Raw genomic sequence first — 17,278 nt, 5'->3', positions numbered from 1 at the left:
CGCTCAGCCCGTCGACCGCTCGCCCGGTCGACCGACCACCCGGTTGACCGACCACCCGTTCGACCGCTCGACCGCCGACCCGCCGGGACACCGCACGAGGTGTCTCCGGCGGGTCGGTCCGGTTTCGGGGGGCAGGAAATTCGGTAGCGCGCCGACGGACGCGTGGCCTGTTCGGAGCAGGCGTATTAATCCGGACAGTCCGCAATCGGATTGCAAGGGTTGAGTCGGCAATCCGGCCGATTGACGTCGATACGGGATTTCGCCGTGTCCCGGCCGCCAGTTCCCGGTTGAACTAGCAAAAATGCGCAGAAAACCGGGTCTGACCAGCGACAACGTCTGGTGCGGCGGCCGGGCGAGTGAGGGGGACCAATGACGGTACGCGGGGCGGCGGACCAGAACGACATCCTGATTTTCGAACGTCGCGAATCGGCGGTACGCAGTTACTGCCGTCGTTTCGACTGCGTCCTCGACACCGCGGAGGGAAGCGTGGTCCGGGACGTGTCCGGCCGAGAGTATCTCGACTTCATCGCCGGCGCGGGCTCGTTGAACTATGGACACAACGACCCGGACATGCGGGCCGCGCTGATCGCCCATCTCGAACACGGCGGGATCTCGCACAGCCTGGACCTGTGCACCACGGCCAAGAGCGCCTTCCTGACGGCCTTCGAGTCGCTCCTGCTGCTGCCGCGCGGGATCGACTACCGGGTCCAGTTCACCGCTCCGACCGGCGCCAACGCGATCGAGGCGGCACTCAAACTGGCCCGCAAGGTCACCGGCCGGTCCAATGTCATCGCGTTCACCAACGGCTTCCACGGGATGTCGCAGGGCGCGTTGGCGGCGACCGGGAACCGGCACCACCGGATCGGCCCGCAGAACCCGCTGCACGGCGTGACCCGGATGCCGTACGACGGCTACCAGGGCGACGGCGTCGACACCGCCGACCTGCTGGCCCGGATGCTGCGCGACCCGTCCAGCGGGCTCGACGCGCCCGCGGCCATTCTGCTGGAGACCGTGCAGGGGGAGGGCGGCCTCAACGTCGCCTCGCCGGACTGGCTGGTACGCGTCGCGGAACTGGCCCGGAACAACGGCGCCCTGCTCGTGGTCGACGACGTCCAGGCGGGCTGCGGACGGACCGGTACCTTCTTCAGCTTCGAGCCGTTCGGGATCCTGCCCGACCTCGTCGTACTGTCCAAGTCGATCTCCGGGTACGGCCTGCCGATGGCGCTGCTGCTGATCCGGCCCGAGCACGACGTCTGGTCGCCGGGGGAGCACAACGGCACCTTCCGGGGCAACGTCCACGCGTTCGTCACGGCCACGGTGGCGCTGACGAAGTTCTGGGCGGCCCCCGGGTTCGCCGCCGACGTCACTCGCCGGGGCGAACTGCTCGCCCGTCGCCTCGCCGCAGTGGCCGACGTCGTGCCGGGTGGCATCGTGAAGGGGCGCGGGATGATGCGTGGCGTCGACGTCGGCTCCGGTGCGCTCGCGGCGAGGATCACCCGACGCTGCTTCGCCGAGGGCCTGATGCTGGAGACCTCCGGCCCGTACGACGAGGTGGTCAAGGTACTCGCCCCGCTGACCACCCCCGACGACGTGCTCGATGACGGCCTGGACATTCTGCTGGACGCGACCCGGGCGGTGCTGGCGGAGGCCGCTCGAGCCGTTCCGGCGGGCTCGGAGGTACCCGGGCCGTCCGGTCTGGTGAACGCGTGACCGCGACGCCCCGGGTGCCCCCGGACGCCGACCCGGTACGCCCCGCGCCCGTGCCGGGCCAGGCTGCCCGACCCCGTCCCGGACCGGTGTTGACCGCCGAGGGGGTGGACAACCGGGTCCGGTGGCGACCCGGTGAGCGGCTGCACCACCTGTTCGAGCAACGCTGCGACAGGTTCGCCGCCGAGGGCGACCCCGGACACCTGGCCGTCGACCAGGGCGACTGCGGGCGCGTGGCCGTCGACCAGCGCGACCCCGGCCGTCTGGTCGTCGACGACGGCGATGGCGACGGGGCGATGACGTTCGCCGAACTCGACGCCCGGGCCAACCGGCTCGGCCGCCTCCTGCTCGCGCGGGGCGTGGCTCCGGGAGACCGGGTCGGGCTGCTCGTCGACAGGTCCGCCCTCGCCTACCTGGCCATGCTCGCCGTTTCCAAGATCCACGCGGCGTACGTCCCGGTGGACGCCGGCTTTCCGACCGACCGGATCGCGTTCATCGTCGACGACGCGCGGGTCCGGACGGTCATCGCGCTCTCGGCGCTGGCCGACCGGCTGGACGGGATCGTTCCGACGGTGATCCGGATCGACGGTCTGCCGGAACTCGACCGGTACCCAGCGGACCGGATCTGCCCGGACGACCTCGCGCCGGCACCAGACGACGTGGCCTACCTCGTCTACACCTCGGGGACCACCGGCCGGCCCAAGGGCGTCGCCATCACCCAGGCGAACATCTGCAACTTCGTCCGGGTCGCCGCCGAGAGCTACGGCCTGCGCGCCGACGACCGTGTCTACCAGGGAATGACGATCGCCTTCGACTTCTCCGTCGAGGAGATCTGGGTGCCGTTGGTCTGCGGCGCCACGCTGGTACCGAGCACCGCGCCCGGGGCACTGGTCGGCCGGGACCTCGCCGGCTTCCTCGTCCGGCACCGGGTCACGGCGCTGTGTTGCGTACCGACGTTGTTGGCCACGATCGAGGAGGAACTGCCGGAACTCCGGTTCGTCCTCGTCTCCGGTGAGGCCTGCCCGGCCCACCTGGTCAGCCGCTGGCACCGGCCGGGAAGGACGTTGCTCAACGTCTACGGCCCGACCGAGACCTCGGTCAGCGCCACCTGGGCCCGGCTCGATCCCGACCGGCCCGTGACGATCGGGGTGCCCCTACCGACGTACTCGGTGGTGATTCTCGACCCGGAGTTGCGGGTCCTGCCCCGGGGAGCGACCGGGGAGATCGGGGTCGCCGGGGTCGGCCTCTCTCCGGGGTACGTCAACCGGCCCGACCTGACCGCCCGCGCCTTCGTTCCGGATCGGCTGGGCATCGCGGACAATCCCTCGGGGCGGATCTACCGCACCGGTGACCTCGGTCGGGTCAACGACGACGGCGAGTTGGAGTACCTGGGCCGGATCGACAGCCAGGTCAAGGTGCGCGGCTACCGGATCGAGCTGACCGAGATCGAGTCCGTGCTGCTGCGACTGCCGGAGGTGGCCCAGGCGGCGGTCACCACGTACCGGCCGGAGTTCGGCGTGGTGGAACTCGCCGCGTTCTACACCCGGCGTGCCGGAGCGGCGGCGCTGGACCATGGCCGGGCGCTGGCCGCGCTGCGGTCCCGGCTGCCCCGTTACATGGTCCCGGCGTACCTCGAGGAACTGCCGGCGCTGCCCACGCTGCCCAGCGACAAGGTCGACCGTAAGCGCCTGCCCGACCCGTCCGGGACGCGCCACCGCTCGGCGACATCGGACATCGTCGCCCCGGCCGGGCCCACGGAGTCGGCGCTGGCGGAACTCCTCGCCGAGCTGCTGCGGGTGGAGCGGGTCTCGGTGCGGGACGACTTCTTCACCGACCTGGGCGCCGACTCGCTGATGATGGCGCGGTACTGCACGGGGGTGCGGGAACGGATCCGCGCCGACGTCTCGATCAAGGACGTGTACCTGAATCCCACCGTCCGGGGCCTCGCCGAAGTGGTCGAGAACGGTGGCTCGGCGACGCCGGCCGAGCCGCCGCATCCGGTGCTGCGGGTGCCCAGCGCTCTCGCGTACTACGGCTGTGCGGCTCTCCAGGTCTGCTTCGGGCTGGCGTACATCGCGTTCTTCGCGGTGGCGGCGATCACCGGGTACACCTGGATCAGCGCCGGATCCGGCGGGCTCGACCTGGCCGTCCGCTCGGTGGGCTTCGGGTTCGCCTGGTTCGCGGTGACGGCGCTGTTTCCGGTGGCGGTGAAGTGGTCGCTGGTCGGCAGGTGGCGGCCCGGGACCTTTCCCATCTGGGGGCTGCGCTACCTGCGGTTCTGGGTCGTCAAGCGGGTCACCCGGGCCAGCCCGCTGGTGCTGTTCCGGGGATCGCCGGTCTACAACCTCTACCTCCGGGCGCTCGGCGTGAAGGTCGGGCCCGGGGTGCTGCTGCTGTCCCGGTCGGTCCCGGTCTGCACCGATCTCATCACGCTGGGCGCCGGCACCGTCATCGGAAAGGACGTGAGCCTTCTCGGGTACCGGGCGGAGGCCGGCTGGATCACCACCGGCCCGATCAGCGTCGGCCGCGATGCCCAGGTCGGCGAGGGCAGCGTGCTCGACATCGACACCGAGCTGGGCGACGGGGTGCAGTTGGGGCACGTCTCCTCGCCCCGCGCCGGCCAGGTCGTACCGGCCGGGGCGACCTGGCACGGCTCGCCGGCGGTGCCGGGTGGGGCCGGTAACCCGGTCGCCGCGCCCCGGTCCTGCTCGCGGCTGCGCCGGCTCTGCTACGGCACCGCCCAGCTGCTCGTCCGGGTGCTGGTCGACACCCAGCTGATCGTCGTCCTGGTGGCACTGGCCTTCGCGGTCGACATCAGTACGGTCCCGGGATCGCTGCTGATGTTCTTCGGCGCGATCCCGCTCGGCCTGCTGCTGGCGGTCCTCGTTCCCCGAGTGGCGAACCTGTTCCTGGTCGCCGACCGGTCGTACCCGCTCTACGGCTGGCACTGGATGTGCTTCCAGGTCGTCTCCCGGTTTAGCAACGTCCGGCTCTTCAACGTCCTGTTCGGAGACAGCTCCTACATCGTCGGCTACCTGCGCCTGATCGGCTGGCGGCTGCGCCAGGTGCGGCAGACGGGGTCGAACTTCGGGCTCGGGCAGAAGCACGACAGCCCGTTCCTCTGCGAGGTGCGGGGCGGGGGTCTCGTCTCCGACGGGCTCTCCATCTCCAACGCCCGGTTCTCCAGTACGTCGTTCGCGCTGTCCCGGGCGACGATCAACGCGGAGAACTTCCTCGGCAACCGGATCGTCTATCCCGCCGGGGCGAGGGTCGGGGACGACTGCCTGCTGGCGACCAAGGTGATGGTGCCGCTCGACGGCCCGGTCCGTTCCGGTGTGGGGCTGCTCGGCTCGCCACCGTTCGAGATCCCCCGCTCCGTACGCCGGGACGCCCGCTTCGACGAGCTGAAGAGCGGCGACGAGTTCCGGCGACGGCTGTCCCGGAAGAACCGTTCGAATCTGGCCACCATGGGCTGGTACCTGCTCTCCCGCTGGCTGCTGTTCCACCTCTCGATCCTGATCGTGGTGCACGTCGAGGGGTTGCACGACGGTGCCGAGCCGCACGTTCCCACGCTGGCCGCCGGGATCCTGCTGGCGCTGCTGACGATGGTCGGCTACGCCGCCCTGCTGGACTGGGCCGCCCTGGGGTTCCGCCGGCTCCGGCCGTTGTACTGCTCGATCTACGATCCGCGGTACTGGCGGCACGAGCGCTACTGGAAACTCGGCGAGGTCGCCTTCCTCGGGCTGTTCAACGGCACACCGGTCAAGTCGCTGGTCTGGCGGCTGCTCGGGGTGCGGGTCGGCCGTCGGGTCTTCGACGACGGCTGTGGGATCCCGGAGCGGAGCCTGGTCGAGATCGGTGACTACTGCACCTTGGGCGAGGGGTCGGTGCTGCACTCGCACTCGCTGGAGGACGGGGCGTTCAAGTCCGACCGGATCCGGCTCGGCCGGGGGTGTTCGGTCGGGGCCGGTGCCCTGGTGCACTACGGCGTCGAGTTGGCCGACGGGGTGGTGGTGGCGCCCGACTCGTTCGTGATGAAGGGCAGCACCCTGGCGGCCGGCACCGTCTGGCGGGGCAATCCGGCCTGGCCGGTCGCGCACCTGCGGTAGCGCGGCGGCGGATCGGCGACAGCGGTGTGGGAACGCATTGACAGCGCATACCTAACGGTTGCACTCTAGCGGTTATGTATCGGAGTCTTCGGGTCTGCGCGGACCGCCCGGCGGGCACGCCGGCGACGGACCGCCGCCGTCCACACCGACCGGTCGACCTCACCCCCGGGGACGTTCGACCGGACCCGTCACCAGGGAAGGAGCCACGATCGTGAGTACCCACACCGCCCGGCCCCGCGCCAGCGTCGTGCCGCCGGACGTACCCGAGGAATCCGTGACCGACGACGGCGCGGGCAGCGGGCTCGCCCCGATCGCCTGGCGACCGGTCGGCGTGGTCGCCGCGATCGTCGCCACCCTGCTGCTGGCCACCAACGGCGGCTACGGATACCACCGCGACGAGCTCTACTTTCTGCTGCTCCGGCCGGACTGGGGCTATGTGGACCAGCCGCCGCTGACCCCGGCGATCGCCCGGCTGGCCGACGCGCTGTTCGGCGGCTCGCTCTGGGGCCTGCGGCTCCCGGCCACCCTCTGCGTGCTGGTGGCGCTGCTGCTGGCCGCGCTGCTCGCCCGCGAGTTGGGCGGCGGCGCGCTCGCCCAGACGCTGGCCGCGTTCGGCCTCGGCACCGGCGCCGCGACCCTGATCTTCGGGCACGTGCTGCTCACCGCGGGGGTCGACGTACTGGTCTGGCTCGGCATCATCCTCTGCGCCGCCCGGGCGCTACTGCGCGACCAGCCGCGCTGGTGGCTGGCGGCCGGGGCGGTGCTCGGGATCGGGCTCTACAACAAACTGCTGGTGGTGCTGCTCCTGATCGGACTCGGCATCGGACTGCTCGCCGTCGGTCCACGCCGTACGCTGGTCAATCGCTGGCTCTGGGCCGGGGTGGCGCTCGCCCTGATGATCGGCGCCCCGAACCTCGTCTACCAGCTCACCCACGACCTGCCGCAGGCCGACATGGCCGGGGCGATCGCCGACGACAAGGGCGCCGAGTCGCGGACCACCTTCGTGCCGTTCCAGCTCATCCTGATCGGACCGCCGCTGGCGGCGATCTGGATCGCCGGACTGGTCGGGCTGCTGCGTCGTACGGCGTGGCGGCCGGTCCGGGCCCTGGCCGTGGCGTACCTGACGGTCTGCGTACTGGTGCTGGTCTCGGGCGGTCAGCCCTACTACACGTACGGACTGCTCGGCGCACTCTTCGCCGCCGGAAGCGTGGTCACCGCCGACTGGATCGGGCGGGGCCGGCGCCGGGCCAGGCTCACCCTGGTCGGGGTCGCCGCCGGAGTCAACGCGGTGGTGAGTGCGGCGATCGCGCTGCCGCTGCTGCCGGTCGGCGTACTCGGCGCCACGCCAATTCCCGGGATCAACATCACCGCGGCCGACTCGGTCGGCTGGCCCCGCTACGTCGACCAGGTGGTCCGGGCGTACGACGAACTACCGGCCGCCGACCGGGCCGCCACGATCGTGCTCACCGCCAACTACGGCGAGGCCGGGGCGCTCACCCGGCTCGGCGCCGACCGGTTGCCGCAGATCTACAGCGGCCACAACGAACTCGGCTACTACGGACCACCACCGGAGTCGGCGACCGTCGTGCTCGGCGTCGGCGTGGGGGAGGCGGGCGAACTGGGCCGCCACTTCGGTACCTGCACCCTCGCCGGCCGGCTCGACAACGGGGTCGGGGTCGACAACGAGGAGCAGGGCGTGCCGATCGTGGTGTGCCGGGAGCCACGCGCCTCCTGGCAGCAGATGTGGCCGATGATCCAGCACTTCGACTGACCACCGCCCCGGCTGGCCTCCGCTCCGTGGCTCGCGCCCGGGGCGGAGGTCACGGCCCGCAGCGAGATCGTCGAGATCCGGTCGTCCATCGAGAACCGACCGGCCTCGGACACCGCCGGACCCACCTGCCGTGGTGCGGCTGCCGCGACGGGCGGGGCGAGCCACGCCTCCGCGGCCAGTAGTCCCAGCACCACGACGAGCACCATGGTGCGCCGCCCCATCTTCATCGCGGACTCCTGGCACGGTCGAACACATGATGTGACCAAGGTCCGGGATCACGACGACACGCCTCAGGGTCCTCCCTGGTCGGGCGAAGAACAAGGGCAGGGCCGTACCGAGAACTGGCGAACCCGTCAACTGCGGTGCCGACCGCCGACCGCCGACCGCCGACGGGCCGGGCCGGACGGCCGGGCACTCCGGGCCGAACAGGCGTAAGCTGGGATTATCCCGGAAACGACGACATCCCACTCCTGAGGTGCCAGCCACGCCGGCTCGACCCCGAAGGGGAAGGTCATGTTCGTTGGATGCCCGGCACCCTGCCGGTGGCCCTGGCGCCGCTGATCGTCGGCGTGGCCAACCTGGACCATGGTGGTCCGCGTCGTCCGTATCTCCCGGCTCCACCGCTGGCATGACTGACCCGCGCCGCGTGGACAGTTCACGAAGTGGCCGGACCCATTGCGTTCCCGATCACCGCCTGTCGCCGAACCGACGTGACGACTCCGGTCGATCCGGGCCGCCACCCACGAGACGAACCTGAAGGGGACATCATCCTCATGCACATCGACAAGGGCGAGATCCTCGCATCACTGCGATCCAGAGGGCTGCATGCCAGGGCTGACTGGGTCGACCGGGAACTGCCCACGATGGTCGACACGCACAAGCACAGCTCTCTGCTCCAGATGCTCGGTGTTGATCCCACCGCCAGAGCACCCGACAAGGTCGGATCGGCGCAACGCTGAATCGCCCCGGCGCTGTCGGGCCACCATTGCCGTCGTCACCAGCCGCGACACTTTCGGCGCCAGGCCCGGGGACGAACCCTCGGGCCGCGCCGGGTGTAGGCGTCTGGCGGTGACTGACGCCCGATTGCCGGAGCGCTCCGGCAATCGGGCGGCCGGGCGGACCCGGCCCGGTGGTCAGGCCGGCGCCGTCTCCAGGTGTGTCGTGTCGTGCTTGGTCGCCCATCCGAGGGCATAGTCGGCCACGGCCTCCCAACCCGGCACCCCGATGGTGAAGTGGGGTCGGTGCGGAAAGACCTTGTAGTCCGTGATCGCGGCTGGGGCGGCTGTGACGCGCCATCACACTATGCCACCGAATAACCCAGGAACGTCACCGGCCGATCCGGTTATTCGCATCAATTCGCACTTTTTCGTCAACCCGGGCAACATCTGAAAACCTCCCGCTCAGCCGGCGCCCGATCGACTGCCGCTGTACGACGGAGCCAGGAGTACGCTGACCCTGCGTTTGCTCCAGACCCCGGCGGCGTGTGAGCGTCGATCGCCTGGAGGAGCTGTGAGCACCATCGATTCGATCATCGCAGCCGTACCTGCGGCGACCCGGCGTCACCGGGGCAGCGACATCGCAGAGTTGTCGACCCAGGTCCGCCGGGCGGCCTCCTCGATCGACGTCAGCACCGCGACCGATGACCGGCCCGACCGCCACCCGCAACGGTGACAACGACGCCGGGACACCATGAGCGCTGAACGGGTCGTTCGGGTCTGGGCCGAGGTGGGCCGGCAGTCCCGGGGCACCCCGATGTCCGTGGCGCACGTGTGTGCCGCGGCTGTCGTCGGAGTCGGGGTGGACGGGGCCGGAGTGACGGTGCTGGTCAACCCCGCCGTGCGGGACTCGGTGCACGCCACGGACCACGTGGCAGGCGAACTCGAAGAGTGGCAGCTGACCTTCGGGGAGGGCCCCTGCGTGGACGCGTTCGCCGGGGGTGGCCCGGTCCTGGTGGTGGACCTGAGTTCACCCGGACTTCCTGGCTCGCTGGCCGGCGTTCACCCCGGCGGCGTTGAACAGCGGCGTGGGTGCGCTGCTCGCGCTGCCCGTACAGGTCGGCGCTATCCGGTTGGGTGTGCTCGACCTGTATCGCGCCCGACCGGGCCCGCTGAGTCCGGCCGAACTCGCGGACGCGTTGGCGTTCGCGGACGCCGCCGGCACGCTGTTGTTCGACGAGGCGGCGGGTACGCGGCCGACAAACGGGCGCCCCTGCCGGGCAGAGCGACGACCCGACCGCCCACCAGGCTCAGGTGTACCAGGCCACCGGAATGCTGCTGGTGCAGCTCGGGAGCAGCGCCGAGGAGGCCTTCGCCCGGCTTCGTGCCTACGCCTACGCCCACGACCGACGACTCGGCGACGTCGCCCGGGACGTGGTGGAGCGGCGGCTGCGCTTCCAGCCCGATCCGCCAGGAGGCGACGATGACGGGCAATGACGTTCTGCCAGGTCGGTGGTCACGGCGCGCGAGCAGCACTCGCTGGCGCCCGCATCGGGCACTATCGGGTGATGAGGGAGAAACGGGCATGAGTGAGCGACAGCTGACCGAGGCGTTCGTCGAGCTGGCCGACACCCTCGTCGACGACTTCGACATGATGGACTTCCTGCACCAGGTGACGGTCCGGTGCGCTCAGGTGCTCGACGTGTCGGCCGCCGGGGTCCTGCTGACCGACCAGCGAGGCGAACTGCGGGTGGTGGCGGCCTCGACCGAACAGACCCGGCTGCTCGAACTGCTCCAGTTACAGACCGACGAGGGCCCCTGTCCGGAGTGCTTCCACACCGGCCGGCCCGTCGCGGTCGCCGACCTGTCCACCACCGCCCACCGCTGGCCCCGCTTCACCGCCGAGGCCCGACGGAGCGGCTTCGCCTCCGTCCACGCCCTGCCGATGCGGCTGCGTACCGAGGTCATCGGTGCGCTCAATCTGTTCGGTGCCGAGCCCGGCGCTCTCGACGCGGACACCATCCGACTGGGACAGGCCCTGGCCGACGTGGCCACCATCGGGCTGCTCCAGGCCCGAGCCATCCGGCACCGCGAGACCCTCGCCGAACAGCTGCAAACCGCGCTCAACAGCCGGATCGTGATCGAACAGGCCAAGGGCGTGGTCGCCGAACGTCGCAAGATCGACGTAGACCAGTCGTTCATCCTGCTCCGTGGTACCGCCCGTACCAGCAATCGTCGTCTGTCCGAACTCGCCCGCGCCGTCGTCGACGGATCAGCAATCGTCTGACCCGCCCAACTGGTACGGATCAGGCGCTGCACGGCGCCGGCGCGACTGACCCGTACCCGAGAAAACGGAGACAATGGTCGACAACCGCAAGGTTTCTGTGCCCCTGCGCGGTCCCGGTCAGCGCGTCGAGGCCGACCCCGCCGACCGGCCATCCGCGTGAGGGTGGCCCTGCTGGGACCGGTGGCCTGGCGTACGCCACCACACCACTACGGGCCGTGGGAGCAGGTGACCGGCCTGCTCGCCGACGGCCTGGTCGCCCAGGGCGTGGACGTGACGCTGTTCGCCACCCTCGACTCGGTCACCTCGGCGGCTCTAGACGGTGTGTGCGCACGCGGCTACGCCGACGATCCGGGCGTGGACGGGCGGGTCTGGGAGGCGATGCACGTCGGCCATGCACTGGCACGGTCTGCGGAGTTCGACCTCGTGCACAACCATCTCGACTGGCTGCCGTTGGCCTTCGCCCAACACTGCCGCGCTCCACTGGTCACCACCATCCATGGATTCTCCGGCACGAAGATCCTGCCCGCCTATGAGACGGCCCGGTCCGCGTACGTCTCCATCTCCGACTCCGACCGCGTCGCCGGGCTCGACTATGTCGGCACGGTGTACCACGGGATCGACCTCGGCGGGCTGCCGTTCGCCCCGGACGGAGGGCCGGGGCTGGTCGCCTTCGGTCGGATCCATCCGGACAAGGGCACCCACACCGCGATCGAGATCGCGCGGCGCGCCGACCGACCGCTGACCATCTGCGGGATCGTCCAGGACGAGCGGTACTTCACCGAAGAGGTCCTTCCGCACATCGACGGTGAGCGGGTCGTCTTCCTCGGCCCGGTCGGCCCGGAACGCCGTGGCCGGATCCTCGGCGCCAGTGCGGCCCTGTTGCACCCGATCGCCTTCGCCGAGCCCTTCGGACTGTCGGTGGTGGAGTCGATGGCGTGCGGAACGCCGGTGGTGGCGTACCGGCGCGGGTCCATGCCGGAGGTCGTCGACGAGGGCGTGACCGGCTTCCTCGTGGATACCGTCGAGCAGGCGACGGCGGCCGTCGCGCGGATCGCGACGATTGACCGGCGAGGCTGTCGCAACCGTGCCCGGGAGCGCTTCGGCGCCGACCGCATGGTGACCGACTACCTGCGCGTGTACCGCGACATCCTCGGCCGGTAACCGATGCTGATACTGTCGAGGAGTCGATGGCTCTCCGAGGGTCCGGCGTAGGTTCGCGACCGGCCAGACCCCGCAGAGGCGGTGGCCCGGCGAATCCGTTTCGCCCGCCACACACGCTGGTCAGGTGAGCGCCATTATCGCGTGAGGTCCGTCACCGCCTCCGCGCGGCGGCGTCCGACGACCGGAAGGCGCGGCAGATGCCCCGCAGTTACGGTTTTCTCAGCACCCATCCACCGACCCAGTGCGGTCTGGCCACCTTCAATTCGGCACTGGCCGCGCACCTCATCACCGACGGTGCGTCGGGTGGCGTCGTACGGGTCGTGGCCAGCGACGACCGTCACGCCGAGCCGGCGGCCCCCGGCGATGGCCAGGCAGGCGCTCGCGGACCGGTCGGACCCGGTGTCGTGCACACCTGGTCGGCGCGGACAGTCGCCGGCTGGCGGGACGCGGCCGCGGCACTCGACACCTTCGACGTCGCCGTCGTCCAACACGAGTACGGCATCTACCCCGGACCCGATGGTCAGGACGTCCTGCCGTTGCTGCGCCGGCTCACCGTGCCCAGCATCGTGGTCCTGCACACCGTGCTCGCCCAACCGACGGCCGGGCAGAAGGCGGTACTGGAGCAACTCGTCGCCGCGGCCAGCACGGTCGTCACCATGACCGACACCGCCCGGGACCGGCTGCTCGTCGGCTACGCCGTGGACGCCGCCAAGGTCACCGTCATCCCACACGGTGCGGCCGACCACGACGACACGCCCGCCGAACCGCGCCAGCGTCCCCATCTGCTCACCTGGGGACTACTCGGACCTGGCAAGGGAATCGAATGGGCCGTACGAGCCCTGGCCCGCCTCCGTGGGCTCAACCCGACCCCCACCTACACCGTCGCCGGTAGGACCCACCCGAAGGTGTTCGAGCAGCAGGGGGAGGCGTACCGGACGGGGCTGGAGCGCCTCGGTGCGATCCTCGGCGTCGCCGACGCCGTTCACTACCAGCCGGTCTACCACGACGAGGTTGCGCTGGGCCGCCTGATCCGCTCGGCTGACGCCGTCATCCTGCCCTACGACTCCCGGGAGCAGGTCACCTCCGGGGTACTCATCGAGGCGGTCGCCGCCGGAGTTCCCGTCGTCGCGACGCCCTTCCCGCACGCCGTCGAGGTGCTCACCGACGGGCCCGGTCTGCTCGTACCGCACCAGGATCCGGCGGCGCTGGCTGCGGCCGTACGGCGGATTCTGACCGAACCGGGTCTGGCCGCCAGCCTTGTCGGCCGTACCCGGGCTCCGACGCTGCGGTGGCCGGCGGTGGCGGCGCGCTACCATGCGCTCGCGGAACGGCTCGACACCGCCGATCCGCATCCGGCGGCCCCGGCCGTGGTGCCGGCGCCGGCATGACCGGCTCCGCATCCCGGGCCCTCGCCCTCACCCTCAGCCCCGCCTCCGCCACGGCTCCGGCCCTCGCGCCCGCCCCGAGTTTCGCCCACCTGGCCCGGCTGACGGACGACACCGGCCTGTTCGAACACGCCCGGCATGCCACCGTGCGTCGCGAGCACGGGTACTGCACCGACGACGTTGCCCGGGGACTTGTCGTCACCTGCCGCGAACCCGATCCACCGAGCAGGGTGCTGCGGCTCGCGGAGTGCTACCTGACCTTCCTCACCCACGCCCAGGACGGCAGCGGGGCCTTCCGCAACCGGCTCGGCCACGATCGACGCTGGACCGACGAGCCCGGCGTCGGCGACTGGTGGGGGCGGGCACTCTGGGGACTGGGCACCGCCGCCGCGCGTAGCCGCGCCTCCTGGATCCGTGATGAGGCGCTGGTCGCCTTCACCCTCGGCGCCGGCCGGCGATCGCCCGCGCCGCGCGCGATGGTCTTCGCCGGCCTCGGCGCGGCCGAGGTGTTACGCCGACAGCCGGACAACGCCGCCGCTGCCGACCTACTGCGCGACGCCGCCGTCGCCGTCGGTGCCCCCGACGACAGTTCGGACTGGCCGTGGCCGCACCAGCGGCTGACCTACGCCAACGCGGCGCTCGCCGAGGTCGTCATCGCCGCCGGCCACCTGCGCGGCGACGACCGACTGCTCGCGGACGGACTGCGGATGCTGGCCTGGCTGCGCGACATCCAACTCGTCGACGGCGTGCTGTCGGTCATCCCGGCCGAGGGCTGGCAGCGTCACGCCCCGCGCGCCCGGCACGACCAGCAGCCGATCGAGGTCGCCGCCCTCGCCGACGCGTGCGTCACCGCCGCCGTCGTGACGGGTGACCCCTCCTGGGGTACCGGGGTACGTCAGGCCGTCGGCTGGTTTCTCGGCGACAACGACGGTGGCACGACGATGTGGGATCCCACGACCGGCGGCGGCTATGACGGCCTGACCCCGTCGGGCGCCAACCTCAACCAGGGTGCGGAGTCGACGCTCGCCCTGATCTCCACCCTCCAGCACGCCCGGCGGTGGTCATGACCGGGACGGACCTGGCCACCCGGCTGGATCTCGCACTGGCGCCCGATCCGCGGCGGGTCATCGTCAAGCTCTTCGTCCCGGGCGAGGACGCCGCCCTGGTCCGCACCCGCGCCTCCGCGATCATCGAACGCATCGCGAGTCTCGACGCCGACGAAGCCGGCGAGTTGCTCCGGGAAACCCTGGACCGGTTCGGCGACCGGCATCACGACCTCGAAGCAACCTTCCGGCATCACTACGACCTGGTCCACCACCGGGTCACCCAGACCGGTGAGCTGTCACCCACGGCCCGCCTGCTCGTCGGCGCCTACTTCAGCCACGAGTACGCCGTGGAAGCCGCCGCCCTGTGCAACCCGTCCATGGTGCCGCATCCGGATCAGTCCGATCTGGGCACCGGTCGGCTACGTGTCGCGGTCAGCGTGCGTCAGATCGGGGAGGGGCACCTGTCGTCCATCGGCTTCGCCGCCGCGGAACTCGGACCCGGCAACCATCTCACGGTCGCTGACCGATCCGGACCGCTGAACACCGGCGACCGGGTGAGCGCCTGGCACCGTCGGGACCTGCTCGCCGCAGGACTCGCCGAGGAGGGTTGGGACAACGAGGTCTCCGCCACCGTGCTGGGATCCCTGCCCGAGCGGTTCGACGACGACACCTTCGAACGGGCCCTGGGTGGCCTCCCCGCCGACCTGCTCACCCGGACCACCACCGGGCGCACCCTCGAACAACTGCGTCGTACGACCGCCGCCAGCTACGCCGTGACCTTTCCGACCGACGTTCCACTCCAGCAGAGGGTCCTGTGGCCGGCCACCGCCGCCGAGAGCAACGGCATGGAGGACGCCCGCTTCGTCAGGCTCACGAGCGACGGCGGCGAATCGGCCTACCTGGCGACCTACACCGCCTACGACGGCCGGCGGATCGCCGCCCGGATGCTCAGCAGTGACGACCTCCGGCACTTCCAGGTGTCCCCGATGCGCGGGCCGGCCGTCCGCAACAAGGGCCTCGCCCTCTTCCCACGCCCGGTAGGTGGCCAGCACCTCGCGCTGTGCCGTTCCGACGGCGAGACCATCGGCCTGACCATCCGGGACCAGGACAACAGCCAGTGGCAAGCCCCGGTTCCGCTGCACGCCCCACACCGGGGCTGGGAGCTGATCCAGGTCGGCAACTGCGGGTCACCGATCGAGACCGAAGCCGGTTGGCTCGTGCTCACCCACGGTGTGGGTCCGATGCGCCGCTATGCCATCGGCGCCCTCCTGCTCGACCTGCATCGGCCCGACCGCGTCATCGCCGAACTCCCCGGCGTGCTGCTCGCTCCGGACGACACCGAGCAGGACGGGTACGTGCCCAACGTCGTCTACTCGTGTGGCGGTCTGGTGCACGCCGGCACCCTGTGGCTGCCGTACGGAGTCAACGACGCCCGGGTCCGATTCGCCTGCGTACCCCTTGCCACGGTCATGGCGGCGATGGACGACGTCCCCGCACCGTAGCCGGAGATCCGGCTGTACGGCGCGACTACCCGGGGCTGGTCCCGTCACCCGGAACGAGCACGATCCGTCGGGTCGCGGTGCCGCCGGCCTGCCGGGTCCAGGCGGCGGCCACGTCGGTCAACGGGACGGACTCGTGTTCGACCATCAGCCGTCCGGCCCGGATGTGGCCGGCGATGACGCCGATGCTGGTGGCCCGCTGCCCGGCGGTCAGGTCGTTGTTGGTGTAGCCCAGCACCCGTAGCGACCCACCGCGCAGGGTGGCCGAGTCGAAGCGTGCCGTCTCGCCCGCCGAACTGCCCAGGTTGACCAGCCGGCCACCGGGACGCAGGGCCCGCAGGGCGGCGGCGGCCGGCACCCCGAACAGCGGGTCGAGCACGAGATCGACCGGCCCGTCGGCGGCGTCCCGGAACCGGCCGGCCAGGCTGTCGACGTCGTCGCCGTCGGGCAGGGCGACCACCGCGTCCGCGCCCAGGGCTCGGGCCCGGTCCTGGCCCCGGACCGAGCGGGCTCCGGCGATCACCCGTCGGGCGCCGCAGAGCCGGGCGATCTGCACGGCGGCCTGGCCGACGACGCCGCCGGCGCCCAGCACCAGTACCTGTTCGCCGGGGCGCAACTCGCCCCGCCAGGTCAGCGCCTGCCAGGCGGCCACTGCGGACAGTCCCAACGCGGCGACGAGCCGGTGGTCGACGCCGTCGGGCAACGCGACGATGTCGCCGGTGGGCACCAGCACCCGTTCGGCCATGCTGCCGTCGCCGGGCCGCATCCCGGCGGCGGTGGGAAACCAGACGGCCGTGCCGTCGTCGAGGACGCCGACGCCCTGGACACCGGGCACGTACGGGAGCGCCGGGGCGCCGAGGTACGACGTACCCGAGGCGCAGAGCACGTCGAGCGGGGTGATCGGGGCGGCCGTGACCGAGACCGCCACCTCGCCGACGCCGGCCGTCGGGCTGGACCGGTGCACGAGGCCGGGTGGCCGGCCGCACTCGGTGATGACAGCGGCCCGCATCAGGTGGCGATGTCCGGGTACGGCAGGTCGAAGTGGGCCAGCCGCACCGCGTACTGCTTCTGGAAGCCGAGTGGCTCGGTGTGGTCCCGCTCGAACATCGCGATGAAGAGGGTCAGGGTGAGGAACGGGTGTGCGCCGAGCCCGAAGAGCGCGACGTAGTCGTGCTCGGCCAACGCCTCCCGCTCGGCGTCGGTGAAGCGCAGCCAGGTGCTCGCCTCGCCGGTGTGGCAGTTGAGCACCGCGTTGGCGCGTTCCGCCTCCCACCAGGCGACGGTGCCGCGCGGGTCGTCCCGGTACCGTTCGACCAGTTCGGCGTCGCGGTCGACGGTGTAGAGGAACTTGTCCACCAAGTATTTGCTCATGCCGTCT

Annotated in this window: 13 protein-coding genes; 11 read left to right on the top strand and 2 right to left on the bottom strand. The window is 71.2% G+C overall.

Annotated features, from left to right (window positions below; translation table 11 throughout):
• Positions 1-369 precede the first annotated feature (369 nt).
• The 11 genes from ectB to H4W31_RS35355 all read left to right on the top strand — a co-directional run bounded on the left by ectB (position 370) and on the right by H4W31_RS35355 (position 15,903).
• The gene (ectB, locus tag H4W31_RS35405; protein WP_192770582.1) at positions 370-1,710 is read left to right on the top strand and encodes a diaminobutyrate--2-oxoglutarate transaminase; all 1,341 of its coding nucleotides are present in this window, start codon (positions 370-372) and stop codon (positions 1,708-1,710) included.
• Complete coding sequence (locus tag H4W31_RS35400) at positions 1,707-5,816, top strand: Pls/PosA family non-ribosomal peptide synthetase (RefSeq protein WP_318783592.1); 4,110 nt, start codon at positions 1,707-1,709, stop codon at positions 5,814-5,816. The genes ectB and H4W31_RS35400 overlap by 4 nt, the downstream gene beginning before the upstream one ends.
• A 211-nt stretch (positions 5,817-6,027) precedes the next feature.
• Complete coding sequence (locus H4W31_RS35395; RefSeq protein WP_318783591.1) at positions 6,028-7,587, top strand: glycosyltransferase family 39 protein; 1,560 nt, start codon at positions 6,028-6,030, stop codon at positions 7,585-7,587.
• Between the two features lie 662 nt (positions 7,588-8,249).
• A complete protein-coding gene (locus H4W31_RS43430) occupies positions 8,250-8,546 on the top strand; it encodes a hypothetical protein (protein WP_225945850.1) in 297 nt (98 codons plus the stop codon).
• A 550-nt stretch (positions 8,547-9,096) separates the two neighbouring features.
• Entirely contained in the window at positions 9,097-9,258 is a 162-nt protein-coding gene (locus H4W31_RS35385; protein ID WP_192770581.1) for a hypothetical protein, read from the top strand.
• 578 nt (positions 9,259-9,836) lie between these two features.
• Entirely contained in the window at positions 9,837-10,019 is a 183-nt protein-coding gene (locus H4W31_RS35380; protein ID WP_318783590.1) for an ANTAR domain-containing protein, read from the top strand.
• Positions 10,020-10,107: 88 nt separating this feature from the next.
• Positions 10,108-10,809, top strand: a complete 702-nt coding sequence (locus tag H4W31_RS35375; protein ID WP_192770580.1) for a GAF and ANTAR domain-containing protein — start codon at positions 10,108-10,110, stop codon at positions 10,807-10,809.
• Between the two features lie 156 nt (positions 10,810-10,965).
• Positions 10,966-11,970, top strand: a complete 1,005-nt coding sequence (locus tag H4W31_RS35370) for a glycosyltransferase family 4 protein (RefSeq protein WP_192770579.1) — start codon at positions 10,966-10,968, stop codon at positions 11,968-11,970.
• Between the two features lie 197 nt (positions 11,971-12,167).
• Positions 12,168-13,358, top strand: coding sequence for a glycosyltransferase (locus tag H4W31_RS35365; RefSeq protein WP_192770578.1), 1,191 nt, complete (start codon positions 12,168-12,170; stop codon positions 13,356-13,358).
• Positions 13,355-14,422 (top strand): glycosyltransferase, encoded by a 1,068-nt coding sequence (locus tag H4W31_RS35360; protein ID WP_225945849.1) that lies wholly within the window; start codon positions 13,355-13,357, stop codon positions 14,420-14,422. Before H4W31_RS35365 ends, H4W31_RS35360 begins: the two co-directional genes overlap by 4 nt.
• Positions 14,419-15,903, top strand: a complete 1,485-nt coding sequence (locus H4W31_RS35355; RefSeq protein WP_192770577.1) for a glycoside hydrolase family 130 protein — start codon at positions 14,419-14,421, stop codon at positions 15,901-15,903. Before H4W31_RS35360 ends, H4W31_RS35355 begins: the two co-directional genes overlap by 4 nt.
• A gap of 25 nt (positions 15,904-15,928) precedes the next feature.
• On the opposite strand, the gene H4W31_RS35350 is transcribed toward H4W31_RS35355, so the two are convergent.
• Together H4W31_RS35350 and H4W31_RS35345 are read right to left on the bottom strand one after the other, a co-directional pair.
• Positions 15,929-16,909, bottom strand: coding sequence for a quinone oxidoreductase family protein (locus H4W31_RS35350; protein ID WP_192770576.1), 981 nt, complete (start codon positions 16,907-16,909; stop codon positions 15,929-15,931).
• Positions 16,909-17,271, bottom strand: a complete 363-nt coding sequence (locus H4W31_RS35345) for a hypothetical protein (RefSeq protein WP_192770575.1) — start codon at positions 17,269-17,271, stop codon at positions 16,909-16,911. Before H4W31_RS35345 ends, H4W31_RS35350 begins: the two co-directional genes overlap by 1 nt.
• Positions 17,272-17,278 lie beyond the last annotated feature (7 nt).

It is taken from the genome of Plantactinospora soyae (assembly GCF_014874095.1).
GTDB classification, from domain to species: domain Bacteria; phylum Actinomycetota; class Actinomycetes; order Mycobacteriales; family Micromonosporaceae; genus Plantactinospora; species Plantactinospora soyae.
This window is presented reverse-complemented; position numbering and strand designations above follow the sequence as displayed.